23 protein-coding genes are annotated in these 24,974 nt (G+C 63.0%); 15 read left to right on the top strand and 8 right to left on the bottom strand.

The genetic code is table 11. The features are described 5' to 3' along the window. The first annotated feature begins 24 nt into the window (after nt 1–24). Entirely contained in the window at nt 25–1,317 is a 1,293-nt protein-coding gene (locus tag ACVWZT_RS21945; protein ID WP_457471376.1) for an MFS transporter, read from the top strand. A gap of 10 nt (nt 1,318–1,327) precedes the next feature. After that, nucleotides 1,328–2,302, top strand: coding sequence for a 2-hydroxyacid dehydrogenase (locus ACVWZT_RS21940; protein ID WP_457471375.1), 975 nt, complete (start codon nt 1,328–1,330; stop codon nt 2,300–2,302). 77 nt (nt 2,303–2,379) lie between these two features. On the opposite strand, the gene ACVWZT_RS21935 is transcribed toward ACVWZT_RS21940, so the two are convergent. Beyond that, entirely contained in the window at nt 2,380–3,345 is a 966-nt protein-coding gene (locus tag ACVWZT_RS21935) for an endonuclease (protein WP_296229705.1), read from the bottom strand. Between the two features lie 129 nt (nt 3,346–3,474). After that, nucleotides 3,475–4,356, bottom strand: a complete 882-nt coding sequence (locus tag ACVWZT_RS21930; protein WP_186676900.1) for a LysR family transcriptional regulator — start codon at nt 4,354–4,356, stop codon at nt 3,475–3,477. A gap of 184 nt (nt 4,357–4,540) precedes the next feature. On the opposite strand from ACVWZT_RS21930, the gene ACVWZT_RS21925 reads away from it, so the two are divergent. The 3 genes from ACVWZT_RS21925 (at nt 4,541) to ACVWZT_RS21915 (ending at nt 8,661) form a co-directional block, all read left to right on the top strand. Then, nucleotides 4,541–6,184 (top strand): acetolactate synthase large subunit, encoded by a 1,644-nt coding sequence (locus tag ACVWZT_RS21925; RefSeq protein WP_457471374.1) that lies wholly within the window; start codon nt 4,541–4,543, stop codon nt 6,182–6,184. 144 nt (nt 6,185–6,328) lie between these two features. Continuing rightward, nucleotides 6,329–7,918 carry a sensor domain-containing diguanylate cyclase gene (locus ACVWZT_RS21920; protein WP_457471372.1) on the top strand — a complete coding sequence of 530 codons (1,590 nt, stop codon included), beginning with the start codon at nt 6,329–6,331 and terminating at the stop codon, nt 7,916–7,918. A 116-nt stretch (nt 7,919–8,034) separates the two neighbouring features. Next, complete coding sequence (locus tag ACVWZT_RS21915; protein WP_457471370.1) at nt 8,035–8,661, top strand: dTMP kinase; 627 nt, start codon at nt 8,035–8,037, stop codon at nt 8,659–8,661. A gap of 208 nt (nt 8,662–8,869) precedes the next feature. On the opposite strand, the gene ACVWZT_RS21910 is transcribed toward ACVWZT_RS21915, so the two are convergent. Together ACVWZT_RS21910 and ACVWZT_RS21905 are read right to left on the bottom strand one after the other, a co-directional pair. Beyond that, nucleotides 8,870–9,634: an SDR family oxidoreductase gene (locus ACVWZT_RS21910; protein WP_457471368.1), complete on the bottom strand. Its 765-nt coding sequence runs from the start codon at nt 9,632–9,634 to the stop codon at nt 8,870–8,872. A gap of 20 nt (nt 9,635–9,654) precedes the next feature. Beyond that, nucleotides 9,655–10,452, bottom strand: coding sequence for an SDR family NAD(P)-dependent oxidoreductase (locus tag ACVWZT_RS21905; RefSeq protein WP_457471367.1), 798 nt, complete (start codon nt 10,450–10,452; stop codon nt 9,655–9,657). Between the two features lie 108 nt (nt 10,453–10,560). On the opposite strand from ACVWZT_RS21905, the gene ACVWZT_RS21900 reads away from it, so the two are divergent. Together ACVWZT_RS21900 and ACVWZT_RS21895 are read left to right on the top strand one after the other, a co-directional pair. Further along, the gene (locus ACVWZT_RS21900) at nt 10,561–11,511 is read left to right on the top strand and encodes a GlxA family transcriptional regulator (protein ID WP_296233372.1); all 951 of its coding nucleotides are present in this window, start codon (nt 10,561–10,563) and stop codon (nt 11,509–11,511) included. A gap of 47 nt (nt 11,512–11,558) precedes the next feature. Beyond that, nucleotides 11,559–12,020: a MaoC family dehydratase gene (locus ACVWZT_RS21895; RefSeq protein WP_457471366.1), complete on the top strand. Its 462-nt coding sequence runs from the start codon at nt 11,559–11,561 to the stop codon at nt 12,018–12,020. 236 nt (nt 12,021–12,256) lie between these two features. Here the strand turns inward: ACVWZT_RS21895 and ACVWZT_RS21890 are convergent, their stop codons facing one another. After that, nucleotides 12,257–12,574 carry a hypothetical protein gene (locus tag ACVWZT_RS21890; protein WP_457471364.1) on the bottom strand — a complete coding sequence of 106 codons (318 nt, stop codon included), beginning with the start codon at nt 12,572–12,574 and terminating at the stop codon, nt 12,257–12,259. Nucleotides 12,575–13,025: 451 nt separating this feature from the next. Between ACVWZT_RS21890 and ACVWZT_RS21885 the strand changes: the two genes are divergently transcribed. After that, nucleotides 13,026–13,940 (top strand): LysR substrate-binding domain-containing protein, encoded by a 915-nt coding sequence (locus ACVWZT_RS21885; protein ID WP_457472134.1) that lies wholly within the window; start codon nt 13,026–13,028, stop codon nt 13,938–13,940. Nucleotides 13,941–13,975: 35 nt separating this feature from the next. On the opposite strand, the gene ACVWZT_RS21880 is transcribed toward ACVWZT_RS21885, so the two are convergent. Together ACVWZT_RS21880 and ACVWZT_RS21875 are read right to left on the bottom strand one after the other, a co-directional pair. Further along, a complete protein-coding gene (locus ACVWZT_RS21880) occupies nt 13,976–15,127 on the bottom strand; it encodes an L-dopachrome tautomerase-related protein (protein WP_457471363.1) in 1,152 nt (383 codons plus the stop codon). 26 nt (nt 15,128–15,153) lie between these two features. Next, a complete protein-coding gene (locus ACVWZT_RS21875) occupies nt 15,154–16,161 on the bottom strand; it encodes a zinc-binding alcohol dehydrogenase family protein (protein ID WP_457471361.1) in 1,008 nt (335 codons plus the stop codon). A 181-nt stretch (nt 16,162–16,342) separates the two neighbouring features. Between ACVWZT_RS21875 and arfB the strand changes: the two genes are divergently transcribed. Beyond that, nucleotides 16,343–16,756 carry an alternative ribosome rescue aminoacyl-tRNA hydrolase ArfB gene (gene arfB / locus ACVWZT_RS21870; protein ID WP_296233376.1) on the top strand — a complete coding sequence of 138 codons (414 nt, stop codon included), beginning with the start codon at nt 16,343–16,345 and terminating at the stop codon, nt 16,754–16,756. Between the two features lie 107 nt (nt 16,757–16,863). Further along, nucleotides 16,864–17,496: a glutathione transferase gene (gene yfcF, locus ACVWZT_RS21865; protein ID WP_457472133.1), complete on the top strand. Its 633-nt coding sequence runs from the start codon at nt 16,864–16,866 to the stop codon at nt 17,494–17,496. 168 nt (nt 17,497–17,664) lie between these two features. Here yfcF and prpR read toward each other — a convergent pair whose 3' ends face one another. Continuing rightward, nucleotides 17,665–19,617, bottom strand: coding sequence for a propionate catabolism operon regulatory protein PrpR (prpR, locus tag ACVWZT_RS21860; RefSeq protein ID WP_457471360.1), 1,953 nt, complete (start codon nt 19,615–19,617; stop codon nt 17,665–17,667). Between the two features lie 201 nt (nt 19,618–19,818). Here prpR and ACVWZT_RS21855 point away from each other — a divergent pair, with 201 nt between their 5' ends. The 5 genes from ACVWZT_RS21855 (at nt 19,819) to ACVWZT_RS21835 (ending at nt 24,953) form a co-directional block, all read left to right on the top strand. Further along, nucleotides 19,819–20,877 (top strand): phosphotransferase family protein, encoded by a 1,059-nt coding sequence (locus tag ACVWZT_RS21855; protein WP_457471358.1) that lies wholly within the window; start codon nt 19,819–19,821, stop codon nt 20,875–20,877. After that, nucleotides 20,874–21,230, top strand: coding sequence for a DUF6285 domain-containing protein (locus ACVWZT_RS21850; RefSeq protein WP_457471356.1), 357 nt, complete (start codon nt 20,874–20,876; stop codon nt 21,228–21,230). Before ACVWZT_RS21855 ends, ACVWZT_RS21850 begins: the two co-directional genes overlap by 4 nt. 53 nt (nt 21,231–21,283) lie before the next feature. After that, entirely contained in the window at nt 21,284–22,456 is a 1,173-nt protein-coding gene (locus tag ACVWZT_RS21845) for an acyl-CoA dehydrogenase family protein (protein WP_457471354.1), read from the top strand. Beyond that, nucleotides 22,456–23,223: an SDR family NAD(P)-dependent oxidoreductase gene (locus ACVWZT_RS21840; RefSeq protein ID WP_457471352.1), complete on the top strand. Its 768-nt coding sequence runs from the start codon at nt 22,456–22,458 to the stop codon at nt 23,221–23,223. The genes ACVWZT_RS21845 and ACVWZT_RS21840 overlap by 1 nt, the downstream gene beginning before the upstream one ends. A gap of 83 nt (nt 23,224–23,306) precedes the next feature. Next, nucleotides 23,307–24,953, top strand: coding sequence for an acyl-CoA synthetase (locus tag ACVWZT_RS21835; protein ID WP_457471351.1), 1,647 nt, complete (start codon nt 23,307–23,309; stop codon nt 24,951–24,953). Nucleotides 24,954–24,974 lie beyond the last annotated feature (21 nt).

Genomic DNA, 24,974 nt, shown 5'->3' with positions numbered 1-24,974 from the left:
ACAACAAGCTCAGGAGAAACACACATGCAAAAGCAAAGCCTGGCACCTCGCCGCTGGTGGTACCTCATCCCGATCGTCTTCATCACCTATAGCCTGGCCTACCTGGACCGCGCCAACTACGGCTTCGCTGCCGCTTCCGGCATGGCCGAAGACCTGCAAATCACGCCTGTGCTGTCCTCGTTGCTGGGGGCGCTGTTCTTCCTCGGCTACTTCTTCTTCCAGGTACCTGGCGCCATCTACGCCGAGAAGCGCAGCGTGAAGAAGCTGATCTTCGTCTGCCTGATCCTCTGGGGCGGCCTGGCCACGCTCACCGGCATGGTCAGCAATGTCTACATGCTGGTCGGTATCCGCTTCCTGCTCGGGGTGGTGGAGGCGGCGGTGATGCCGGCGATGCTGGTGTACCTGTGCCACTGGTTCACCCGCGCCGAGCGATCGCGTGCCAACACCTTCCTGATGCTTGGCAACCCGGTGACCATCCTGTGGATGTCGGTGGTATCAGGATATCTGATCAAGCATTACGACTGGCGCTGGATGTTCATCATCGAAGGTTTGCCGGCGGTGATCTGGGCGTTGTTCTGGTGGCGCCTGGTGGACGACCGCCCGGCGCAGGCGAAGTGGCTGAGTGCGCAGGAAAAGGACGCCTTGCAGCAAGCGCTGGCCGCCGAACAGCAAGGCATCAAGCCGGTGAAAAACTACCGCGAGGCGTTCCGCTCGCCACAGGTGATCATCCTTGCGCTGCAGTACTTCTGCTGGAGCATCGGCGTGTACGGCTTCGTGCTGTGGCTGCCGTCGATCCTCAAGCAGGCAGCGAACGTCGATATCGTGCAGGCCGGCTGGCTGGCGTCGGTACCTTACCTGGCGGCGGTACTGGCCATGGTTGGTGTGTCGTGGGCGTCCGATCGCCTGCAGAAGCGCAAGCGCTTCGTCTGGCCGCCGCTGCTGATCGCCGCTGTCGCCTTCTATGGCTCGTACGCCCTGGGCAGCCAGCATTTCTGGCTGTCGTATACGCTGCTGGTGGTCGCCGGTGCCTGCATGTACGCCCCCTATGGGCCGTTCTTCGCGATCGTGCCCGAGATCCTGCCAGCCAATGTCGCCGGCGGCGCCATGGCGCTGATCAACAGCATGGGGGCGCTGGGGTCGTTCGGCGGTTCGTGGCTGGTCGGCTACCTCAATGGCGCTACCGGTGGGCCCGGTGCCTCTTACCTGTTCATGTGTGGCGCGCTGCTTGCCGCAGTGGCGCTTACCGTCGCACTCAATACGTCGCGGACATCAGGCCGAGCCAAGCGCGGCGGTTCACGTCTGGCCATGAGCCAATAGGAAACCTGCAATGAAGAAGCGAATCGTCCTGTACAAACACCTGTCCGACCAGTTGATGGCGCGCCTGCAAGCGCACGGCGAGGTGACCTGGGTGGATATCAACCAGCCCGACGGCCTGGCGCGCCTGCGCGACGCCTTGCCGGGGGCGCACGGGCTGCTGGGCGCCAGCCTGCGGCTGGACGCCAGCCTGCTCGACCTGGCGCCACAACTGGAGGTGGTCGCCAGCGTTTCGGTTGGTGTGGACAACTACGACATCGCCGAGCTCAACCGGCGCCGGGTGATGTTGACCAACACTCCCGACGTGTTGACCGAAACTACCGCCGATACCGGCTTTGCCTTGATCCTGGCTACCGCCAGGCGGGTTGTGGAACTGGCCAACTGGGTCCGCGATGGCCGTTGGCAGGCCAGCCTTGGCCCGGCACATTTCGGTAGCGATGTGCATGGCAAGACGCTGGGAATCGTCGGCATGGGCCGTATCGGCGAGGCCTTGGCCAGACGCGCCGCAGCCGGCTTCGGCATGCGTGTGCTGTATCACAGCCGGCGTGCCAGGCCTGAAGTGGAGGCGCTTCATGGTGCGCGGCAGTGCAGCCTGGATGCGTTGTTGCAGCAGGCGGATTTCGTGTGCCTGAGCGTGCCGCTGAGTGCCGGCACAGAAGGCTTGATCGGTGGGCGCGAGCTGGCGTTGATGAAGCCTGAGGCAATCCTGGTGAACATTTCCCGAGGGCGGGTGGTGGATGAGGCCGCCCTGGTCGAAGCGCTGCGTGAGCGGCGCATACGCGGCGCCGGGCTGGATGTGTTCGTACAGGAACCGTTACCGTTGGACTCGCCACTGCTGCAGCTCGACAACGTGGTGGCGACCCCGCATATCGGCTCGGCGACCGAGGAAACCCGCGAGGCCATGGCACGTTGCGCGGTGGATAACCTGCTCAGCGCACTGGCAGGTGAACGGCCGGCGAACCTGGTCAATGAGGTACGCAGGGCTTGAGGTTGCGGGCATGTTCGCGAACACCGGCATAGCCGGTGCTATCGACCACCGCTTCGCGTATCACCATACAAGCCGGCTTACCGGCAGTTGCCCGCCTTGCGGTAACCCGCCGCTTGCGCCTCACCCTCAGTGGCGAAGGTGACCTGGTTCTTCGGGGTAACCTGGGTATACCCCGGGCAGCCGCTGGCCAGGTGATAAACGTGGCTGTTGCGGTTGCCAAGCACCGCCCCCACCGGGCCGGTGCGGGCCAGGCTCGGCCTGGCTTCGCTCTTGGCAGGCGTCGCCGCAACCGCTTGCACCACGCCGCTACCTACCGGTTTGTAGTTGGCAGTCCATTTGCGCTCGCCGGTCACGAACGGGTTGGCGTGCCCCATGATCGCCGCAATGCGGCGCTCACGCTCCTTCTCCCAGGCCGATACCGGGTACTGCCGGTCCCAGGCCATCAGCACCTGCTGCTGCTGGCGCGACATGTTCAGCTTGTAGCGGTCGTACATGTAGAACGTGGTGCGCGCCACCAGGCCCTTCACTGCATCCCGCGGTTCGGCGACACGCTGCACGAAGTCGACCTTGGTACTGCACTGCCCGTATTGCCCGGCATTGCCATTCACCATGGCGTAGTTGAAGTTGCTGCGGTCGCCGTTGACCTCGCCCACCGCCGGGTAGAGGTTGAACAGGTCGGCTTCCATGGCGCGGAACACCGGGTCATCGTCCACGCAATGCTCGCGGCCGCCGTTCTTCCAGCACTGGCGCTGGCTGCCGAAGGTGTAGGCGGGCACGATGTGCTCCCACTCGGTGCGCTCGGCGCGGTTTTGCTGTTTGCGCGTCTGGTAGCCGCACGAGGCGGCGTCGATACGCCCGCCGGACTTGCCCACCCAGGTCCATTTGCAACCGCAGTACAGGTCGCCCATGGCACTGCTGGCCTGGTCCAGGTACACCTTCTGCTTGGCCACCACTTTGGCCTCGGCGAAGGTCGCCGGAGGGCTTGCAAGAGCTGGAAGGGTGAAGGAAAACAGTAGGGTTGCGGCGTAAAGCAGTGATTTCATGGGAAAAACATATTTCGATGAGGAGCAGGCATTGTAATGGTTTCGCCGACACTGGCCAGCCTGCTGAATGACGGCCGGCCCTTCATGCGTCGCGCAAGCCCACCGGCTTCAGCGGTGAAAGAGCTGGCCTCAGCGTTCCAGGTAATGGGTTTGCGCGGCAAAGTCGATGAACCGCTTGCTGGCCAGCGACAGGTATTCCCCCGACCGCCAGCACAGGCGGAAGCTCATCAGCTGCGCTGGGCGGAACGGCACGCCGACAATGCCTGGCGTGCGCTGCTGCACCGAGCGCAGCAGGGTGGCCACACCCATGTTGTCCAGTGCGGCCTGCACCACCAGCGAGACGAAGTTGCTCTGCAGTGCCACCTGGTAAGTGATGCCGTGTTCGGCGAAGAACGCATCCAGCAGGTGACGCTGCACGAAGGTGCGGTCGAATACCACCATGTCGGTGTTGCGCAGGTCCTCGGCGGTGAGGAAGGCCTTGTCGGCATACGGGTGATCGGGGTGCATGCACGCCAGCATTTCGTCGCTGCCCAGCAGGATCGATTCCTTGTCCGGCGGTACGCGCCTGGATTCCAGTAGCGCCAGGTCGATTTCCCGCTGTTCCAGGCGATGGCCGATGTCCTCGGCGCTGCCTTCGAATACGGTCATGGCGATGCCTGGGTAGAGCCGGCGGAAGGCGTTCATCAACCCGGGCACATAGTGCAGGCCGAACATGGGTGGAATACCCAGGCGGACTTCGCCGCGCTTGAGGTCGGCCATGTCGCGCAGTTCCTGGCGGGCCACGTCCATTTCGCGCAGGGCCGAGGCAATCCGCGGCAGGAACCGCTCGCCCTCGGCGGTGAGAATGACTTTGCGTGTGGTGCGGTTGAACAAGGTCACGCCCAGTTCTTCCTCCAGGCGGGTAACGGCCATGCTCAGCGCCGGCTGGGCGATGTGCAGGTGTTGCGCGGCTTTGGTGAAGCTGCCTTGGCGAACGATTTCGACGCAGCAACGCAATGCCTTGAGATTCATGCTCGCGGACTACTCATCAGAGGGGTGAATTCATAACGAACTGTGATGTCAGGCATCATAACAATATATTTATTATTATTAACCGGAGGGCCTACGATGCGCGCCACTGAGACATCCTGCAACATCTCAGTCACGCAGCTTGATAAAGCTGCAATCCCACGAAGATTTTGAGGTAGTACCCTAAATGGCCAAGGCCGCCGATGTCGTTGTGCAATGCCTGGAAAACGAAGGTGTCGAGTATGTATTCGGCATTCCCGGTGAGGAAAACCTCGACCTGCTGGAATCCCTGCGCAAGTCGAAGATCAAGCTGGTCCTGACCCGTCACGAGCAGTCCGCAGGTTTCATGGCTGCCACCTACGGCCGCCTGACCGGCAAGACCGGCGTCAGCCTGTCCACCCTCGGCCCCGGCGCGACCAACCTGGTTACCGCCAGCGCCTACGCCTACCTGGGCGGCATGCCGATGATGATGATCACCGGCCAGAAGCCGATCAAGAAGTCCAAGCAGGGCCGTTTCCAGATCATCGACGTGTGCGGCATGATGGACCCCATCACCAAGTACACTCACCAGTTCGCCTCAGCCGACAACATTCCGTCGCGCATGCGCGAAGCGTTCCGTCTGGCTGAAGAAGAAAAGCCGGGTGCCGTGCACCTGGAGCTGCCGGAAGACATCGCCGCCGAGCAGACCGACGCACTGCCGATCCCGCCAAGCCTGCACCGCCGCCCCTTGGCCGAACACGTGGCCATCGAGGCGGCCGTGCAGAAGCTGCTGAACGCGCGCAACCCGATCCTGGTGATCGGCGCCGGCGCCAACCGCAAGATGACCGCCAAGGTCCTCAAGCAACTGATCGACAAGACCGGCATCCCGTTCATCACCACGCAAATGGGTAAAGGTGTGGTCGACGAGCGCCACCCGCGCTTCCTCGGCAACGCTGCGCTGTCGTCCGGCGACTTCGTTCACCGCGCGATCGAGGCCGCCGACCTGATCGTCAACATCGGTCACGACGTGATCGAGAAGCCGCCATTCTTCATGGTGCGTGGCGGCACCGAAGTCATCCACATCAACTTCCGCTCTGCCGAAGTCGATGCCGTGTACTTCCCACAGGTGGAAGTGATCGGTGACATCGCCAACGCCGTCTGGCAGATCGGCGAAGCGCTGAACGACACCTCGCACTGGGACTTCACCCGCCTGATGGCTATCCGCGAAGCCAACGAAGCGCAGATCGCCGAAGGCGCCGACGACAACCGCTTCCCGGTCTACCCGCAGCGCCTGGTGGCCGACATCCGTCGTGTGCTGCCGTCCGAAGGCATCGTGGCCCTGGACAACGGTATCTACAAGATCTGGTTCGCCCGCAACTACAAGGCGCACAGGCCCAACACCGTGCTGCTGGACAACGCCTTGGCGACCATGGGCGCCGGCCTGCCATCGGCGATGGCGGCGCACCTGGTGCACCCGGACCGCCCGGTGATTTCGGTGTGCGGCGACGGTGGCTTCATGATGAACAGCCAGGAGCTGGAAACGGCAGTACGCCTGGGCATGCACATCACCGTGGTGATCCTGCGTGACGACGGCTACGGCATGATCCGCTGGAAGCAGGCCAACATGGGCTTCACCGATTTCGGCCTGGACTACGGCAACCCGGACTTCGTCAAGTACGCCGAAGCCTACGGTGCCAACGGCCACCGCGTGGAAAGCGCCGACGGCCTGCTGCCGCTGCTCGAGCACTGCATCAAGACCCCGGGCGTGCACGTGATCGACTGCCCGGTCGACTACAGCGAGAACGACCGCATCCTCAACAGCGAGCTGCGTGAGCGCGCGCTGGCGGTGTAACGCCTGACAGGCCTGCGCCAATGCAGGCCCCTGTAGAAGCGGCCCTTCGCGAAAGAAGGCCGCTTCTACACAAGGTTGCGTTGCTCCTTGCGCCGATACCGGAGTCTTCTACGCTCTGAAGGGGGCAGGGGGGGAGCCGGTTTCATGGAGCGAAAGAGCGCGCAGTTCATTGGCATCCGCGGCCTGATGCTGGTGCTGTTGTCAGCCAGTGTCCTGGTCACCCTGGCCACATGCCTGATTGTGGCCCATGGGGTGTTGCGGGACGCGCTGATCCGTTCGGCGCTGGAGTCCCATAAGGCCTACGCCTACAAGGTGGCGTCGGGCATCGATCAGTTCATCCATTCGGTGCATGAGCGCCTGCAATACAGCAGCCAGCTGATCGGCTCGGGTTTTACTGATCGTGACCTGGTGCAAGCCGAAGTGAAACGCCTGCAGGTGCAGGATTCCGAGCTGCAAATCGTGATCACGGCCGATGCTTCGGGGAACATCCTTGACGGTTACCCGCATCTGGACTTCGACAAAGCCGTTAAACTCGCCAAAGCCGTCAGGCGAGCGGCAAGCGCGGGGCGCCCGTTGGTCAGCCAGGCGTTCATTTCCCCTGCGGGCCATTTCAGTGTGCTCATCTCCAACCCGGTACGCGACGGCGCAGGCAATGTGCTCGGGTTGATTGGCGGGGTGGTCAACCTGCGTGAGGGCGGGGTCATGAGTCACCTGCTGGGTGGCCATCAACTGGCTGATGCATTTGCGTTCGTCGTGGATGAAAACCTGCAGATCCTGTACCACCCGGATGCAACCAGGCTAGGGGCGGTACTGAGCACCAGCGCCACCGCTCATGCCGCCTTGCGCGGCGGGGAAGAGGGAGAGCTGGAGGCGACCGATTACCGGGGTATCCCGATGTTGGCCGGGTATGCCGAGGTCAAGGGCGCGCACTGGGCAGTGGTCACCCAGCAACCGCGAGACAACGCGTTGCATCCGTTGCGTAACCTGATGCATGACATGTTGTTCAAGTTGCTTCCGGTTAGCCTGCTCGGGCTGGCACTGATGCTGGTGGTATCCACCTGGGTCACTCGTCCGCTGCGTCAGTTGGCCAACAGTGCGCAACATGTTCCTGAACTCGCCGCCAGCCGGGAATTGCATACGATGAACGCCTGGTATGCCGAGGCCGCGGCGATTCGCAGCGCACTGGTGTCGGGGATCCAGTCGCTGGACCAGAAGATCAGCAGCCTGAACCATGCTGCAGAAAGTGACCCGCTGACCGGCCTGGTCAACCGCCGGGGCATGAACGCTGCGCTGACTATCCTCGACGCGCAGGCGCAGCCGTACTGCGCGCTGGCGCTGGATATCGACCACTTCAAGCGGGTGAACGATACCTGGGGGCACGATGTGGGAGATGTCGCCCTGCAGCATATCGCGGGCATTATCCAGTCCTGTTCCCGCGCAGGTGACCTGGCTTGCCGCGCCGGGGGAGAAGAGTTCTGCCTGCTGTTGCCGAATACGGGCCTGCAAATGGCAACCGAGATTGCCGAACGCATCCGCACGACGATCGCGACCAGCCCGCTGGACAAGGTCGGGGCCATGACGGTTTCCATCGGGGTTGCCTGTCGCAGCTCCGCGGAGCAGACCTCCACCGCCATCCTCAAATGCGCCGACGAGCGCTTGTACAAAGCCAAGGAAGCAGGGCGCAACCGTGTGGTCAGCACGGATTGGCCGCTTGTCGACGAACAGCCCGCCTGAGCGTCGGGTGGGGCTGGAGCATTGCTTCGGGATACCGATGTTCCTGTCGGCTACCCCTTGCAGCCATGCCGCGATCAATGCTCTCATCCGGCGCCCGGCCCGACTGGTACTGAACGATGACCCGCCCGCTGTTTGTTTCCATTGATGGGCCCAAGGGCACCGGCAAGACCACGCTTCTCGAGGCGGTTACCCAAGCCTTGCGAGTGGCCGGGCACAAAGTCATCCGCCTGAGCGAAAAGAACAGCGACCCCTGTCGGGGAGAAACCATGGCCATCGTCAACCAGCTCGCCAGGCAGCCCTGCCGGGAGCTTGAGTTGAACGTGTGCGCGCGCCTTGCCGAAAGCCGTGCCTGGATTTCCCGGCACATCCTGCCGGCGCAACCACCGGGCAGCATCATTCTGATCGATCGCTGGTACCCCTCGGATGCCGCTTTCCGGCGTACAGTGCCGTTCGCCGAGATCCTGCGGCTGAACATCGCGCGTAAGGTGCAAGTGCCGGATCTGCACATCGGGGTGGTCACCGCCCCTGGTATCTCATGGGCAAGGGCGGCGGCAAGAACGCGCGGGCTGGGCAGCACGGTGATGCACAGCCTGGACGAGCAGGTGGCCTGTACCGAGGCGTTCGAACGTGCGGCCGCGGAACACGGCTGGGTGCTGTGCCGTAATGAAGGGCCGATCGAGGACGCGACACGGCAGATCGTGGCGGAGATCGACAACCTGCTTCGGTCGTCTCGTCGGAATTGACCGTCATTGCGGTTACGGGCTATGGCCCGGCGGCGGGAGGTCGGGCTTGACGGTCGAACCACCTGGGGCCAACTGACCGGGACCATCCGCTCCCGAGGGAGAGCGGGTGGTGCCAGCTGGTTGCCGCCTGGTGCCTATGGCGCGTCATTCCGTTCGGCCTGGTGACGGCCTGGCGATGAAATGGGTGGGGGCGGCCCACGGGGCCCGCTCAGGCAACGGGAATCGGGTTCTCGACCAGCGCCAGGTTGAACTGGTTGATCAGCGCGTGCTCGTTGATCCCCTGGTTGGCGCGCAGCGCGACGACCCGGTCCACCAGCACCTCGGTTGTCGCGGTCTCGAGCTTGATCAAGGTTTCATCGATGAAAGCATCGAGCGGCATGGCACGTTCATCACCGCTTTTGTGAACCAGGTCGGTATCAACCCACGGTGGGGCGATTTCCAGCACTTTCACGCTGGTGTCACGCAGGCTGAAACGCTGCGACAGGGAATAGGAATGCAGGGCCGCCTTGGTCGCCGAATACAGCGCGGTGGCCGCCAGCGGCAAGTAGGCCAGCACCGAGCTGTTGTTGATGATGTAGGCGTCAGGCTGGCGTTTCAGGTGTTCGACGAAAGCGGCGCTGACACGTACCGGGCCGAGCAGGTTGGTCTGTAGCAGGCTCACCGCCTGAGCGTCGTCATGGTCGCCCGATGCCGGGTTGTCGAAGGGCATGATGCCCGCGTTGTTGATGATCACGTTCAGCGCAGGGTGGCGCCGGATGACCTCCTGGGCGACCTCCCTGATCTGCTGCGGGTCGTTGATATCGAGCTGCACGGTATCGATACCGGGGTTGGCCTGGGCGATCTCGTCCAGCAGTGCCTGGCGGCGGCCCGCCACGATCACCTGATTGCCACGCTGGTGGAAAGCCTCGGCGAGGGCGCGACCAATGCCCGAGGTACCGCCGGTGATGAAAATGGTGTTGGCGCTGAGTTTCATGGGTGCGTTTCCTGTGCAGGTCAATTGGCGTCGTAGCGTGGGGCAAGGCGGTTATTGGACAGCTGGCTGAACAGGGCCTGGCGGCTGGCTTCGTAGCGCTCGAACGCCTTGAAGTCATGCAGCGAGGGAATCGAGATCAGCACGCCGGCGTCGAAGTCCTGCAGGGCGCCGTCCACCAGGTCCGCGGCCGACATCACGATGGCGGGGTCCAGGTTCTCGACTGGCAAGCCGCCAATCTGCCAGAAGTCGGTGGCGGTAGCGCCGGGCAGTACCGCCTGGACCTTGATGCCCTGGTCGGCAAGCTCGCTGTGCAGGGAATGGCTGAAAGCGGTGACATAGGCCTTGCTGCCGCCATACACGCCATTGAGCCGCTCCGGGGCGAGGCTCACCACCGACGAGATGTTGATCACTGCGCCTTGTCGGCGCGCGACAAAGCCCGGTACGGCGGCGTAGGTCAGGCGGGTGAGGGCGGTGACGTTGAGGGTGATCATTTCGGCCATGTGCTCGACATCACTTTCCAGCAGGCTGGTATGGGTGCCGATGCCGGCATTATTCACCAGCAGGCTGATACTGGCGTCTTCGCGCAGCTTGCGCTCCACCTTGGCCAGGTCGTCGACATTGGCCAGGTCTGCCGGAAACACTTCCACATTCTGTCGGGTTTCGGTGGTAAGGCGGCTGGCCAGGTCGTTCAGGCGCTCGCGGTTGCGCGCCACCAGTACCAGGTCGTAGCCGCGGCGGGCCAGGCGTTCTGCGTAGATCGAGCCGATTCCGGTGGAAGCGCCGGTAATGAGCGCGGTGCCTTTGAATTGCTGCGTCATGGTCATGCTCCAGTGGTGAGTTGCGGTGGAGCCATGATGACAAGGGTCATGCTTGTCTCAAACGACGTATATGGTACGCTTTCGAGACATCACAGCAGGAGTTCGGCGATGCACCGGGTGGGCTATCTGATCACCGAAGGCTTCCAGATCATGTCCCTGGCGACCCAGGCCGTGTTCGAGTTTGCCAATATCGTCACCGGCGAGGCGGTATACAGGATTCAGAACTTTTCCATCCACGGCGGCACCGTGCGCTCTTCCCTGGGCATGCATGTCGATACGCTGCCCTTGGGTACTCCAGGCTTGGCCGACACCTGGATGGTCGCGGGTACACTGACACCTTTGACGACGCCTGATGAGGCCGTGCTGGCCAGTGTGCGCGGCTTTGTCGAAGGTGCCCGGCGCACTGCCGGCCTGTGCACCGGCACGTTCGTCCTGGCCCATGCGGGGGTGCTGAATGGGCGACGAGCGACAACGCACTGGGCCTATGCCAGAAAGCTGCGCGAGATGTATCCGCAGGTCGAGGTGGAGGAAGACCGCATCTTTATCGTGGATGGTTCTGTATGGACCTCGGCCGGCATGACTTCAGCCCTGGACATGGCGCTGGGCATGGTGGAAAAAGACCTGGGCGCCGAAGTGGCCAGGTCGGTGGCACACAAGCTGGTCATGCACCAGCGCCGTTCAGGCGGGCAATCCCAGCATTCCGAGCTGCTCGCGTTGTCGCCCCGCTCGGACCGTATCCAGGCCGCGCTGGATTATGCCCGCAGGCATTTGAGCCGTTCGTTGAGCGTCGAGGAGCTTGCCGGGGTGGTGCATCTGAGCCCGCGTCAGTTTACCCGCGTGTTCACCGCCGAAACCGGGCAATCACCGGCCAAGGCCGTGGAAAGCCTGCGCCTGGAGGCTGCGCGGTTGATGATCGAGCAGAGCCGGCATAGCCTCGAGGTGGTCGCCAGGGAGACCGGCTTCAGGGACCGGCGGCACATGCGCGAGGTGTTCATCCGCGGCTTCGGCGTGCCGCCGCAAGCAGTGCGGCGGGATGCCAGGCGGGTCGTTTCTGCATGAACAACAGGGCGCCAGAGGCCCTTCAACATCGAAACAGGAGAGCGCACATGGCAGCTGTCGGGCAGAACAAGCTGTATTTCGAGGACCTTGCGGTGGGGGCGTCCTTCGCCAGCGACGCCTATGAAATGACCACCGAGCGCATTTTGCAGTTCGCCGCCGATTTCGATCCGCAGCCCTTTCATACCGATGCCGAAGCGGCGCAGGCAAGTTTTTTCAACGGCCTTGCGGCAAGCGGATGGCATACGGCGGCAGTGACGATGCGCTTGCTGGTTGAAAGCGTACCGCTGGCTGGCGGGCTGATCGGCGCTGGCAGCGAGATCAGCTGGCCAAGGGCCGTGCGTCCGGGCGACAGATTACGCGTCACGACGACAGTGAAGGAACTGATTACTTCCAAGTCCCGACCCGAGCGCGGCATGGCGCTGCTGGAAAGCGAAACCTGCAATCAGGACGGCGCCGTGTGTCAGCGCAGCGTGGCCCGGGTGCTGGTGTTTCGCCGCGAGCCAGGCTAGGGCGCAGCCGGAGTCGGGGCGATCGATGATCGACCTGTTTGACAACCGCCAGGCGCTCAAGGTCGGTGCCCGCAAGTCCATGAACACCACATGAGCGTGGTGGCGTCGACGCTTCGGTTTGCCATGGGGTTTGTGAATTGTTGAATGCCCGGTTGTCTGACGGTCGTCCAGGCGGGCAGCCTCGCCCGTCAACCAAGGCATCAGGGCCGGACTCGCCCTGATGCCCTGCGCATCGATTAGCGGTCTTTATTCCATTGCTGATCGTCCGTCTGCTTCTGCTGCTGGCCGCCCATGCGGTCTTTATCCGTCAGGTTTTGTTTATCCGTCGCCTGGCCGGCCTGGCCACCTTGGCTCCCAGTGTCGCGAGAGCGCTCCCGGTCCTTGTTCATCCTGTCTTCAGGCCTTTGACCGGCCTGACCGCCACCTTTCTGCTGTTGATCTGGCATGCCACCGCCTGGTCCTTGCCCGCCTTGCTGTCCAGTGCCCGCAGTATTGTTACCCATGCCGGTGCCAGTATTGCCTTGGGTACCACCCTTGTCTTGATTGTTAGTCATGACTGCTTACCTCAAGTCACACACAGGAAGGTCTGTGTATGAATATGACCTTCGGGAAATTGGCCGTTATGCATGAAATCCCCGGGCAACTGACAAAACGCGTTAATTTCGTGGGGACGATATTCTGGGGTGACAGGTGAACAGGTGGTTTGCTGTCTGTTGCCGGCCAGCGCCAGCGCAATTTGGGCATGTGCGGTGGAGGCTCTGAAACATTCGCCAGGCCATCCTGACGCCTACTGGTTCGGCTTTTGGTGAGTGGACCATGGCGGCCGCCAGGAGGCCTCATCAGTGGCCGCGACCTTTCGGCCGCGAAGCTCGATCGTGTCCAATTTCGGCGCCTGAGCAAGTTTCCGGCTCGGCATTCCTGCAAGTGAAGGCTGGGCGTGAGTCTGCAATGTCGTTACCCTTGGGGCCCTCACGCCCAGGTCAAGCATTGTCCACTGTGAAGAAAATAGTTCGGGTTGATGACCTTCAGGTCTTCGTCACCACAGCCTCCGCAGGCAGTTTTTCGGCAGCGGCCAGGTTGCTGGATATCTCGCCGGCATTGGCCAGTGGGGCTGTCCAGCGTCTGGAGGGTAGCCTGGGCGCCAGGCTGTTCGTGCGCACCACGCGGCGTTTGCGCCTATCGGTCGATGGCGAGCGATACCTGGCCCATGCTCGCCAGGCCCTGGAGGCGCTGGGTAATGGTGAGGTTGCCCTGAGCGAGGGGCGCGATGAAATCGCTGGTGTGCTGCGCCTGTCCATGCCTTCGGATATCGGCAGGAATGTGCTGCTGCCCTGGCTTGACGAGTTCCAGCAATTGCATCCTGGATTGCTGCTGCAACTGCGGGTCAGCGATCAGGTGGCTGACCTTGTCGGCGAGCAACTGGATGCGAGTATCAGGTACGGCCAGCTGGCTGATTCCAGCCTTGTCTCGCTGATGCTTGCTGCGAAAAATCGCCGAACGGTTTGCGCTTCACCCGACTATGTCGCTCAACATGGCGCACCAGTCAACCTGGATGATCTGGCCGGGCACAACTGCCTGCGCTATGTGATGGGCGAACAGACCTACGAGCGATGGAGTTTCAATACGCCCGACGGAATCAGGACCATACCGGTGACCGGTGATCGCGTCAGCGACGACGCCGATATCGTGAGGCGCTGGGGCGTTGCAGGATTTGGCATCGTCTACAAGTCCAGGCTGGACGTTCTGGCGGACCTGCGCGCAGGGCGCCTGATCGAGCTGTTCCCTGATGATTACGGTCAACCCGCGCCCTTGCAGCTGGTGTGCGCTCACCGAACATCGCTCACGCCGGCTGTCCAGGCGCTGAGAGCGTTCCTGACGGAGCGTTTCGAGCAAGTCCTGGCCAGTGGCGCAGGAGGATGACGGGGCTGGTGACCCCGTCACGCCATGCCGCGGTGTCAATACGTCCGGGCGGGCCCGGCGTCGATCTTCACACGCATCAGGCCATAGGGCTTCACGCGTTTGTCTTGCCCATCGTTGAAGCCTGCCGACCGATGCAATTGGTTGGCGGTGAAGTAAAGGTATCCATCCGGGCCGATGGACAAGGTATCCGGCCAGAGCACGCGGGAATCCTCGACCAGGGTCTGCCAGCTGCCATCGGCGCGGCGTTTGCGAATAGCGTTATGTTCGTAATCGCCAGCATAGACAGCGCCATTGGCATCGGCCTCGAGTCCGTCCGAAGCACCTTTCTCGCCCAGGTCGACCACCGCTTGTTCCAGCTCGGTTTCGCTTATTGATGGGTTGCGCAGCAGCTGCGTGGGCACTGAGTAAAGACGTCGACTCGACAACGGGCAGAAATACAAGGTCTGCCCGTCGCTGGACAGTGCGATACCGTCCGAAGCCACGGTCAACAGACCAGCCTCGCCTCTGGCATTGCGCGTGACCAGCGCCGGTTTGCCTTCCACGACGGGAACGAATGCAGGGTCTGCCGAAGTGGAAAGGGCGCCGCTCAGGCGGCGCACAGCATTGCCGCTGGCAAGGTCGACGACAATGATCCCGCCCGGGCCACTGACTGAAGAGTCCGTGACATATGCCGTACCTTCATCGCCCACCCGAAAGTCGAAGCGGACATCGTTCACATAGGTACTCGGCAGGATGACCGAATCGGGGAAAACCACCGTCTTCACGGGTTTGTTGGTGCCCAGGTCGATGGCGACCAGTTTCGCGCCACCCGGTATGGGTTGGGCGAACTTCGGCGCGGCCGTGTCGAGCACCCAGAGACGACCTCTGCCGTCGGCAACCACGCTTTGCACACTGATGAAATTTTGCGCCGGATGCGCAAGATCAGGCGCATTGGTCTGCAGGTCAGGGTAGGGCAGCAAACGCCCTTGAGCGACTTCTGCCACCGTGTACGGCACGTCATCACCCCATCTTGGGAAGTTCACGAATATCCGCCCCGTTTCGCTCACCGTCACGCCGGTCGGCATCGCTCCATTGAATGCGTGGACGCGTTCCAGGCGTGCCCCAGTGCCGCTAGCGCTGTCGGCGACCGCCATACCATTGATGGCGACTGCCAGCGCCAGGCCAGCCATCTTGAACCATGCGTTCATTGTCCAGTCCTTGCGTGGATGAATGATCAGAAGCCTTCCAGGACAATCTTGCCTTTCGCCTTGCCGCTTTCGATCAACGCGTGGGCCCGTTTGAGGTTGCTGGCACTGATGCTGCCGAAGTGCTCGCCGACGGTAGTCCGGATAACCCCGTCATCGATCAGTGACGACACTTTTTCCAACAATTGATGCTGCTTGATCATGTCTTCGGTCTGGTACAGCGAGCGGGTGAACATGAGCTCCCAATGCACCGAAAGCGACTTGCGCTTGAACGGCACTACATCCAGCTGCGCTGGGTCGTCGATCAGGGCGAGCTTGCCCTGCGGGCGCAATACTTCGACGATCTGCTCCAGGTAGCTGTCGGTGTGGGTCAGGCTTATCACATAGTCCACCGGGTCGAGCCCGAGTTGCTGCAGTTGCGGAGCAATGGCTGCCGAATGATCGATCACGTGATGCGCGCCGAGCTCAGTGACCCAGGTCTGGGTTTCAGGGCGCGAAGCGCTGCCGATCACCTGGAGTCGAGTAAGCTTGCGGGCGAGCTGCAGCAGGATCGAGCCGACACCGCCGCTGGCGCCGATGATCAGCAGGCTCTGACCGGCGCCGCCATTTTCCTGTACAGCCAGGCGGTCGAACAGCAGCTCCCAGGCGGTGATGGAGGTCAGCGGCAAGGCGGCGGCGCTGGCGTTGTCCAGCGTACGGGGCTTGTGCCCGACGATGCGCTCGTCGACCAGGTGAAATTCGCTGTAGCTACCGGGGCGGTCGATTGCGCCGGCGTAGAACACTTCGTCGCCAGGCTGGAACAACGACACCTCGGCGCCGACTTCGCGAACGATACCGACTGCATCCCAACCCAACACTTGAGGGCGGTCGCCGCCACGGCTGGCTCTGACCTTGGTGTCGACCGGGTTTACCGCGATGGCCTTGACTTCGACCAGCAGATCCCTGGCCTTAGCTGTGGGCTTGGGCAGTTCGTGCTCGAACAGCGACTGGGGATCTTCAATCGGAAGGCCTGGAGTGTCGTAGACGATGGCTTTCATTTGCAGATGTCCTTGCAGGTGAGAAGTCGTGACAGGCTATTCGTTGAGCGTTTTCCGAAAAACAAGCCTGTAGCCGCAAGACTTTCCGCATTTTGCTGAAAATCCGGTTAAAGAGTCTGTGTTGTTCTATGGGAGAGCGGCAAAGGCGGTGATAATGGGGGCGTTCACAAGGGCCCATGCCATGCTTACCATCTCCAATAACGTGCATCTGCCAGACGCCGAAATCGAACTCACCTACATCCGCGCGCAAGGCGCCGGTGGGCAGAATGTCAACAAGGTGTCCAGCGCTGTGCACCTGCGCTTCGACATCCCGGCCTCATCGTTGCCTGAGTTCTACAAGGAGCGGCTGCTGGCGCTGCGTGACAGTCGCATCACCGTCGACGGCGTGTTGATCATCAAGGCGCAGCAGTACCGCACCCAGGAGCAGAACCGTGTGGACGCATTGGCGCGTCTTGCCGGGTTGATCATCGCTGCCGGCAAGACCGAGAAGAAACGCCGCCCCACCAAGCCGACCCTCGGTTCGAAGGCCCGCCGCCTGGAGGGGAAAGCCAGGCGCAGCACGGTCAAGGCGGGGCGGGGGAAGGTAGAGTTCTAGTGCACCACGGTTGCATTCCCTGCAGGAATGCCCCTATGAAAATCATGAATTTTATTTATAACTTCAGAACCAATACCGTACTTTCTCCTGCATATGGAGATGACGGTATGAACGATTCAAAGCTGTGCTTGTACGTAGACGCTCAATTCACCAGCCCTTACGCCATGTCATGCTTTGTGGCGCTTCGTGAAAAGGGAATTGCATTCAGGATGAATACCCTTGACCTGGCTACGCGGGAGCATCAGGCACGGGACTATTCTCACCTTTCACAGACTCAGCGAGTGCCCACGTTGGTGCATGACGGCTTTCCGTTGTCTGAATCATCGGCAATTACCGAGTACCTGGAAGATCTATTTCCTCAGAACCCAATTTACCCGACAAATCCACTGCAACGTGCCAAGGCGAGGCAAGTTCAAGCCTGGCTACGCAGTGATTTGCTCCCCATCCGCCAGGAGCGCTCCACGCTTGTTGTGTTCTATGGTGCCAAGTACGGTGCGTTGTCAGCTGCTGGTCAGTCTTCGACGCAGAAGTTGGTGGAAGTTGCGCAACAGCTGCTGGCCGATAGCTCAGGGCATCTTTTTGACCAATGGTCTATCGCCGATGTGGACCTCGCGTTGATGCTGAACCGGTTGATACTCAATGGCGACAGCCTTCCCGCACAGTTGGAGGATTATGCCCAGCGGCAATGGCAGCGCCCGACCGTGCAGGAATGGGTCAAGCTGGAGCGACCTCTACTGTAGCCGCACTGCATGCGCGGTCGCTGTCCGCTAGGGGGCGAAAGCGGTCAGTATCGCTGGCAACCCGGCGATGTACGCCGAGCCAGTCAGCTCGCGGACGGTCAGGCGGTATCGGACCTTGAGACTGACCAACCAGACGTCATGGATTGAACATGGTGCTGGGGCTTTCATTCAATGGGCCGATCGCAAGCGCCGCCACAAGGTTGTGCGGCTGATGCCGAGGCGGCGGGCGGCTTCGTCGAGGTTGCCGTGGCAGTTTTCCAACGTTTCTTTTACATGGCGTAGTTGCGCAGCCTTGCCGATGCTGTGCAGGTCCGTTTCGCCTGACATTCTTTCGCGGGCGGGTGAAGGGGAAGGGCCTTCGCACAGTTCAGGTAGCACGCGTGCCAGGTACTGCTCGTTCACGTGGTGGTCCTGAAGCAGTTCGCGCGCCGAGAGCATCGCGCGCTCGATCACATTCTCCAGTTCTCGGACATTGCCCGGCCAGGCATAGCGTTCAAGGTACGGCAGCAGTGCGGCGGGGATGTCTGCAGCTCCCGGTGGTTGCCCCTGAACGAGCAGGCGCCGGCTGATGCCCCGGCAGATCAGGGCAATGTCCTCAGGGCGCTCTCGCAGCGGGGTGGTCTGCAGACGCAGGATGTTGAGCCGGAAATACAGGTCGGTACGGAAATCGCCATCGTCCATGGCGCTGCGCAGGTCCTGGTGGGTGGCGGCAATGATGCGCACGTCGATGGCAATCGGTTCGGTGCTGCCCAGGCGTAGGACTTCGCGCTCTTGCAGCACGCGCAGCAGGCGTGTTTGCAGCGAAACCGGCATGTCGCCGATCTCGTCGAGGAACAGCGTGCCGCGGTGTGCCGCTTCGAACAGGCCTGGCTTGCCACCTTTGCGCGAGCCGCTGAAGGCGCCTTCCTCGTAGCCGAACAATTCACTTTCCAGCAACGACTCGGGAAACGCCGCGCAATTGATGGCGACAAAGGGGCCCTGCCGGCGCGGGCTTTCGTTATGGATTCCCTGGGCAAGCAGCTCTTTGCCGGTGCCGCTTTCACCGGTAATCAGGATGGTCGAATGGCTGGCGGCAAAACGCTTGGCCAATTGCAGCATCTCGCGGTTGGCTTTGCTATTGCCATTGAGCTGGTCGAGCCGGTAACGGGCAGTGAAAGCACCGGGGCGGCGGGTGGATCGGATGCGTTGGTCGGCACGCTGCACGACAGTGATGTCCTGGCAGGTCAGGACCAGGCCGGTACGTTCGCCGTTTTCCAGGATAGGCAGCAAATTGCTCACCACGGCGTGCGAGCCTAGCCGCATCACACGGTTCTCTTCTCCCGTACCCTCCTGCAGCGCCTGCTGCAGGTCCAGTTCCGGGCACAGCTGCTGCAGCGGCCGACCCAGCGCTGCGCTAACCGGCAGGTCCAGCAACTGCGCCAGGGCCGGGTTGAGCGACTGCACCACGCCTTGGTTGTCGACCGCCGCTACGCCGGCGGGGATATGCCGCAGCACGGCATTCAGATGCCGTCGCTTGGCGATCTCGACGCGTTGAGTGTCGAGAATGCCCAGGGCTTCCTCCAGCGCTTTGCGCGCGGTGTCTTCGCTCAGCGACAGCACGCCATGCAGCCCTGCCTGCTCCGCCAGCTCCACCACCGTCGACGAGCCGATGATGCTGCGACAGCCTAGCTGGGCCGCCTGTTCGACGGCCTGGCGGGCCTGTTCCAGGGAGGTGTAGGAGGCCTGGTGAACCTGGACGGTGAAGAGCGCGGCCATGGCTTGCAGGTCGTGGTTGATGTGGCTGTAGCTGAGCACGGCCACTTGGGAGGAGCGTTCGCGGGCCTGTCCCAATGCCCTTAGCAGGTCGCCACTGCCCACGCGCATCGCCAGGACCGGGCGTGTCAGGTGTTTGCGCAGGTAGGCGGCGGTCGCTCCGGCGCAGACGAATACATCGACCTTGCCTGCCTGCTCCAGTTCGTGGGCGGTTTGCAGTGCTTCAGCCACCGAGGTGTCGAGGACTTCGATACGGGTATCGGGGTAGTCCCTCGTGAGCCCGGCCACCACATGGGCGAGCCGGCTCCGTTGTCGGGGGCGCTGCAAGTGGCTGATCAGCACCACGACCTGAGAGGCAAGGACATCCATCACGGGACCTGTTCATATATGAAATGTTTCGATAATGAATCAATAGCTTTCAAATATGCAACGATCAACCTGGCTTACGCTGGTCGGTGCGTTGTCAGAACCCAGGCTGCATGGGGGCTGTGGCTGTTTCTTGAAGGGTTGGCCCAGGCCTTGCTCTTTGGCTTGTGCCAACCAGAAACCAAAGGCAGGGCCTACAGACCCATGAGCAGTTCACCATCGATTTCCCAGGCCAGCGATACGTTCGCGGCCCTGACTGACGACCACCGCCTGGCCGAGTTCATCCGAGAGCAGGCCTCGGCAACGCAGGTGGTCATCCAGGCGTGCAAGCGCCTGAACGGCGGCGCCATCCAGGAAAACTGGCTGCTGGACCTGCTGATCGAAGGCGGGCCGTGGGCCGGTGCCCGGCGTTGGGTACTGCGTAGCGATGCGCTTTCAGCGCTACCCGCCAGCCTTGACCGTGAACAGGAGTTCGCCGTGCTGCAGGTGGTTTACCAGGCCGGCGTGAAAGTGCCACGCCCGCTCTGGCTGTGCCGCGATGTGCGCGTGCAGGGGCGGGTGTTCTTCCTCATGGAGTATGTGCCGGGTAGTGCTGCCGGTCGCTCGCTCAGCGCCGGCGCCGGTCCTCGGGGCCGGGCGCAACTGGCCGCGCAGCTTGGCGCCAACCTGGCGCGTCTGCATCAGGTCCGCCCGCCGTGCGTTACGCTGGGCTTCCTGCCCGTTCCGCACAGCTCGCCGGCGCTGGCGACCATCGATGCCTACCGTCGCTACCTCGACACCCTCGCCGATGCCTATCCGGTGCTGGAATGGGGCCTGCGCTGGTGCGAGCTGCATGCGCCGCGCAGCAGCACCCTGTGCCTGTTGCATCGTGACTACCGCACCGGCAACTACCTGGCCAGCGAAGAAGGGCTGGAGGCCGTGCTCGACTGGGAGTTCACCGGCTGGGGCGACCCTTGCGAGGACCTCGGCTGGTTTACCGCCCGCTGCTGGCGCTTTACCCGCCCAGACCTCGAAGCCGGCGGCATCGGCCAGCTGGAGGACTTCCTGCGTGGTTACCACGAGGTGTCATCGCTGTGCATCGAGCGCAGTCAGCTCCACTACTGGCAGGTCATGGCCACCCTGCGCTGGGCGGTGATTGCCTTGCAGCAAGGGCAGCGCCATCTGTCCGGTGACGAACCGTCGCTCGAGCTGGCACTGACGGCCCGGCTGTTGCCGGAGCTCGAACTCGACATCCTGCACATGACTGGAGCCGAAGCACCATGACCCAACCCTACGCCCACGAATTGCTCGAGATCGCCCGTGCGACGCTTCTGGAGCAACTGCTGCCAACGCTGTCCGGCGAGCTGCGTTACCCGGCCCTGATGATCGCCAACGCCATGGCCATCGCGGCCCGTGAAAGCCGCTTGGGCGCTCAGGCCGAGGGTCAGGAGCAGGCGCGTCTGGCCGCATTGGTCGAGTCAGCGCCGTCGACGTTGACCGACATGCGCCGCCAACTGGCTCGCGCCATTCGCCAGGGCAGCCATGACGCCACGCAAACCCGGCGCACCCTGGTCGAGACATTGCGCCAGATCACCGTTGCCCGATTGGCGATCAGCAATCCCAAGGCCTTGCCCTGAAACCGCCTCGACCCGCCCATTCCTCCGCTAGACAACAACACACAAGGACAGCCATGAACTTCACTCTCCCGGACGAACTGCTTGCCTTGCAGGCCAAGACCCGAGACTTCATTGCCGAACAGGTCATCCCGTTCGAGAACGACCCCCGCCAGGAGAGCCACGGCCCTAGCGACGCCCTGCGCCGGGATCTGCTGGCCCGCGCTCGCGCAGCTGGCTTGCTGACGCCTCACGCCAGCCGCGAAATGGGCGGCCTGGAGCTGAGCCACGTGGCCAAGGCGATCGTCTTCGAAGAGGCCGGCTACTCGCCGCTGGGCCCGGTAGCGCTGAATATCCATGCGCCGGACGAAGGCAATATCCACCTGATGGACGTGGTCGCCACCGAGGCGCAGAAGGACCGCTGGTTGCGCCCGCTGGTGCAGGGCCATGCCCGTTCGTGCTTCGCCATGACGGAGCCTGCTCCGGGCTCCGGTTCAGATCCGTCGATGCTGCGCACCACTGCCACCCGCGATGGCGACGACTACCTGATCAATGGCCGCAAGTGGCTGATCACCGGGGCCGAAGGCGCGGACTTCGGCATCATCATGGCGCGCATGGAGGACGGCACCGCGACCATGTTCCTGACCGACATGAAGCGCGACGGCATCATCCATGAACGTCAGCTGGACTCACTGGACAGCTGTTTTACCGGCGGCCACGGGCAACTGCGTTTCGACAACCTGCGTATTCCGGCGAGCGATGTCCTCGGCGAGATCGGCAAGGGCTTCCGTTATGCCCAGGTGCGTCTGGCGCCTGCACGCTTGACTCATTGCATGCGCTGGCTCGGTGCCGCGCGCCGCGCCCACGACATCGCCTGCGACTATGCGCGCACCCGCGACGCCTTCGGCAAGCCGCTGGGCGAGCACCAGGGCGTGGGCTTCATGCTGGCCGACAACATGATGGACCTGCACGTGGTGCGCCTGGCGGTCTGGCATTGCGCCTGGGTGCTCGACCAGGGCCGGCGCGCCAATGTCGATTCGAGCATGGCCAAGGTGATCAGCGCCGAGGCGCTGTGGCGGGTGGTCGATCGTTGCGTCCAGGTATTGGGTGGCCGCGGGGTGACCGGGGATACCGTGGTGGAGCGGATCTTCCGCGACATTCGCCCTTTTCGCATCTATGACGGCCCGAGCGAAGTGCATCGCATGAGCCTGGCGAAGAAGCTGCTCGACCAGCGCCTGGAGGCCCACTGATGCAGCCGAACCTTGCCCGACTGTTCGCCCTCGACGGGCGTCGCGCCCTGGTGACCGGGGCCTCCAGCGGCCTGGGTCGTCACTTCGCCATGACCCTGGCCGCCGCAGGCGCCGAGGTGGTGGTGACCGCCAGGCGTCAGGCGCCGCTGCAGGCGTTGGTGGAGGCCATCGAGGTGGCCGGAGGGCGGGCGCAGGCCTTTGCCCTCGATGTAACCAGCCGCGAGGACATCTGCCGGGTGCTCGATGCCGCCGGCCCGCTGGATGTCCTGGTCAACAATGCGGGGGTGAGCGACAGCCAGCCTTTGCTGGCCTGCGATGAGCAAACCTGGAACCACGTGCTCGACACCAACCTCAAGGGTGCCTGGGCCGTGGCTCAGGAAAGCGCCCGGCGCATGGTGGTGGCGGAGAAGGGGGGTAGCCTGATCAATGTCACCTCGATCCTCGCCAGCCGTGTGGCCGGCGCCGTCGCCCCTTACCTGGCAGCCAAGGCCGGCCTGGCCCACCTGACCCGCGCCATGGCGCTGGAGTTGGCGCGCCATGGCATTCGAGTGAACGCCCTGGCGCCAGGCTACGTGATGACTGATTTGAACGAGGCCTTCCTGGCCAGCGAGGCCGGGGACAAGTTGCGCTCGCGTATCCCCAGCCGTCGCTTCAGCGTGCCAGCGGACCTGGACGGCGCCTTGCTGCTGCTCGCCAGCGATGCCGGGCGGGCGATGAGCGGCGCTGAGATCGTGGTCGATGGCGGCCATCTGTGCAGCAGCCTGTAACGCGCCCTGGCGCAATAACAACAAGAACAGGAGGTAGGTATGTGCGTGCAAAACCTGAGCAACGTGTCGATGAGGGGCCTGCCATGATGGTTCCAACCCTCGAACACGAGCTTGCTCCCAACGAAGCCAACCATGTCCCGCTGTCGCCGTTGTCGTTCCTCAAGCGTGCCGCGCAGGTGTACCCGCAACGCGATGCGGTGGTCTATGGCGCAAGGCGCTACAGCTACCGTCAGTTGCATGAGCGCAGCCGCGCCCTGGCCAGTGCCTTGGAGCGGGTCGGTGTTCAGCCGGGCGAGCGGGTGGCGATATTGGCGCCGAACATCCCGGAAATGCTCGAGGCCCACTATGGCGTGCCCGGTGCCGGGGCGGTGCTGGTGTGCATCAACATCCGCCTGGAGGCGCGCAGCATTGCCTTCATCCTGCGTCACTGCGCGGCCAAGGTATTGATCTGCGATCGCGAGTTCGGTGCCGTGGCCAACCAGGCGCTAGCCATGCTCGATGCGCCGCCTTTGCTGGTGGGCATCGACGATGATCAGGCCGAGCGCGCCGATCTGGCCCACGACCTGGACTACGAAGCGTTCCTGGCCCAGGGCGACCCCGCGCGGCCCTTGGGTGCGCCACAGAACGAATGGCAATCGATCGCCATCAACTACACCTCCGGCACCACGGGGGACCCCAAGGGCGTGGTGCTGCATCACCGCGGCGCCTACCTCAACGCCTGCGCCGGGGCGCTGATCTTCCAGTTGGGGCCGCGCAGCGTCTACCTGTGGACCTTGCCGATGTTCCACTGCAACGGCTGGAGCCATACCTGGGCGGTGACGTTGTCCGGTGGCACCCACGTGTGTCTGCGCAAGGTCCAGCCTGATGCGATCAACGCCGCAATCGCCGAGCATGCCGTGACTCACCTGAGCGCCGCCCCGGTGGTGATGTCGATGCTGATCCACGCCGCGCATGCCAGTGCCCATCCGGTGCCGGTATCGGTGATCACTGGCGGTGCCGCCCCGCCCAGTGCCGTCATCGCGGCTATGGAGGCGCGTGGCTTCAATATCACCCATGCCTATGGCATGACCGAAAGCTACGGCCCCAGCACATTGTGCCTGTGGCAGCCGGGGGTCGACGAGTTGCCGCTTGAGGCCCGGGCGCAGTTCATGAGCCGCCAGGGTGTCGCTCACCCGATGCTTGAGGAGGCCACGGTGCTGGATACTGATACCGGCCATCCGGTTCCAGCCGATGGCCTTACCCTCGGCGAGCTGGTGGTGCGCGGCAACACCGTGATGAAAGGCTACTTGCACAACCCTGAGGCCACCCGGACGGCATTGGCCAATGGCTGGCTGCACACGGGCGACCTGGCCGTGCTGCACCCGGATGGCTACGTGGAAATCAAGGACCGGGCCAAGGACATCATCATTTCCGGCGGCGAGAACATCAGCTCGCTGGAGATTGAGGAAGTGCTCTACCAGCACCCCGAGGTGGTCGAGGCTGCGGTGGTGGCACGCCCGGATTCGCGCTGGGGCGAGACACCCCATGCGTTCGTTACCCTGCGCGCTGATGGGCTGGCCACCGGGGACGATCTGGTCCACTGGTGCCGTGAGCGTCTGGCGCACTTCAAGGCGCCGCGATATGTGTCGCTGGTGGACCTGCCCAAGACCGCCACTGGAAAAATACAGAAGTTCGTCCTGCGTGAGTGGGCCCGGCAACAGGAGGCGCAGACCGCCAACGCCGAGCCTTGACTGAGCGGCAACACCTGCACA

It is taken from the genome of Pseudomonas sp. TE21394 (genome assembly GCF_054057835.1).
This window is presented reverse-complemented; position numbering and strand designations above follow the sequence as displayed.

Excerpts from the sequence above, each read along its gene's own strand:
- ACVWZT_RS21945 (WP_457471376.1), top strand. The coding sequence starts at position 25 with ATGCAAAAGCAAAGCCTGGCACCTCGCCGCTGGTGGTACCTCATCCCG.
- ACVWZT_RS21940 (WP_457471375.1), top strand. The coding sequence starts at position 1,328 with ATGAAGAAGCGAATCGTCCTGTACAAACACCTGTCCGACCAGTTGATG.
- ACVWZT_RS21935 (WP_296229705.1), bottom strand. The coding sequence starts at position 3,345 with ATGAAATCACTGCTTTACGCCGCAACCCTACTGTTTTCCTTCACCCTT.
- ACVWZT_RS21930 (WP_186676900.1), bottom strand. The coding sequence starts at position 4,356 with ATGAATCTCAAGGCATTGCGTTGCTGCGTCGAAATCGTTCGCCAAGGC.
- ACVWZT_RS21925 (WP_457471374.1), top strand. The coding sequence starts at position 4,541 with ATGGCCAAGGCCGCCGATGTCGTTGTGCAATGCCTGGAAAACGAAGGT.
- ACVWZT_RS21920 (WP_457471372.1), top strand. The coding sequence starts at position 6,329 with ATGGAGCGAAAGAGCGCGCAGTTCATTGGCATCCGCGGCCTGATGCTG.
- ACVWZT_RS21915 (WP_457471370.1), top strand. The coding sequence starts at position 8,035 with ATGACCCGCCCGCTGTTTGTTTCCATTGATGGGCCCAAGGGCACCGGC.
- ACVWZT_RS21910 (WP_457471368.1), bottom strand. The coding sequence starts at position 9,634 with ATGAAACTCAGCGCCAACACCATTTTCATCACCGGCGGTACCTCGGGC.
- ACVWZT_RS21905 (WP_457471367.1), bottom strand. The coding sequence starts at position 10,452 with ATGACGCAGCAATTCAAAGGCACCGCGCTCATTACCGGCGCTTCCACC.
- ACVWZT_RS21900 (WP_296233372.1), top strand. The coding sequence starts at position 10,561 with ATGCACCGGGTGGGCTATCTGATCACCGAAGGCTTCCAGATCATGTCC.
- ACVWZT_RS21895 (WP_457471366.1), top strand. The coding sequence starts at position 11,559 with ATGGCAGCTGTCGGGCAGAACAAGCTGTATTTCGAGGACCTTGCGGTG.
- ACVWZT_RS21890 (WP_457471364.1), bottom strand. The coding sequence starts at position 12,574 with ATGACTAACAATCAAGACAAGGGTGGTACCCAAGGCAATACTGGCACC.
- ACVWZT_RS21880 (WP_457471363.1), bottom strand. The coding sequence starts at position 15,127 with ATGAACGCATGGTTCAAGATGGCTGGCCTGGCGCTGGCAGTCGCCATC.
- ACVWZT_RS21875 (WP_457471361.1), bottom strand. The coding sequence starts at position 16,161 with ATGAAAGCCATCGTCTACGACACTCCAGGCCTTCCGATTGAAGATCCC.
- arfB (WP_296233376.1), top strand. The coding sequence starts at position 16,343 with ATGCTTACCATCTCCAATAACGTGCATCTGCCAGACGCCGAAATCGAA.
- yfcF (WP_457472133.1), top strand. The coding sequence starts at position 16,864 with ATGAACGATTCAAAGCTGTGCTTGTACGTAGACGCTCAATTCACCAGC.
- prpR (WP_457471360.1), bottom strand. The coding sequence starts at position 19,617 with ATGGATGTCCTTGCCTCTCAGGTCGTGGTGCTGATCAGCCACTTGCAG.
- ACVWZT_RS21855 (WP_457471358.1), top strand. The coding sequence starts at position 19,819 with ATGAGCAGTTCACCATCGATTTCCCAGGCCAGCGATACGTTCGCGGCC.
- ACVWZT_RS21850 (WP_457471356.1), top strand. The coding sequence starts at position 20,874 with ATGACCCAACCCTACGCCCACGAATTGCTCGAGATCGCCCGTGCGACG.
- ACVWZT_RS21845 (WP_457471354.1), top strand. The coding sequence starts at position 21,284 with ATGAACTTCACTCTCCCGGACGAACTGCTTGCCTTGCAGGCCAAGACC.
- ACVWZT_RS21840 (WP_457471352.1), top strand. The coding sequence starts at position 22,456 with ATGCAGCCGAACCTTGCCCGACTGTTCGCCCTCGACGGGCGTCGCGCC.
- ACVWZT_RS21835 (WP_457471351.1), top strand. The coding sequence starts at position 23,307 with ATGATGGTTCCAACCCTCGAACACGAGCTTGCTCCCAACGAAGCCAAC.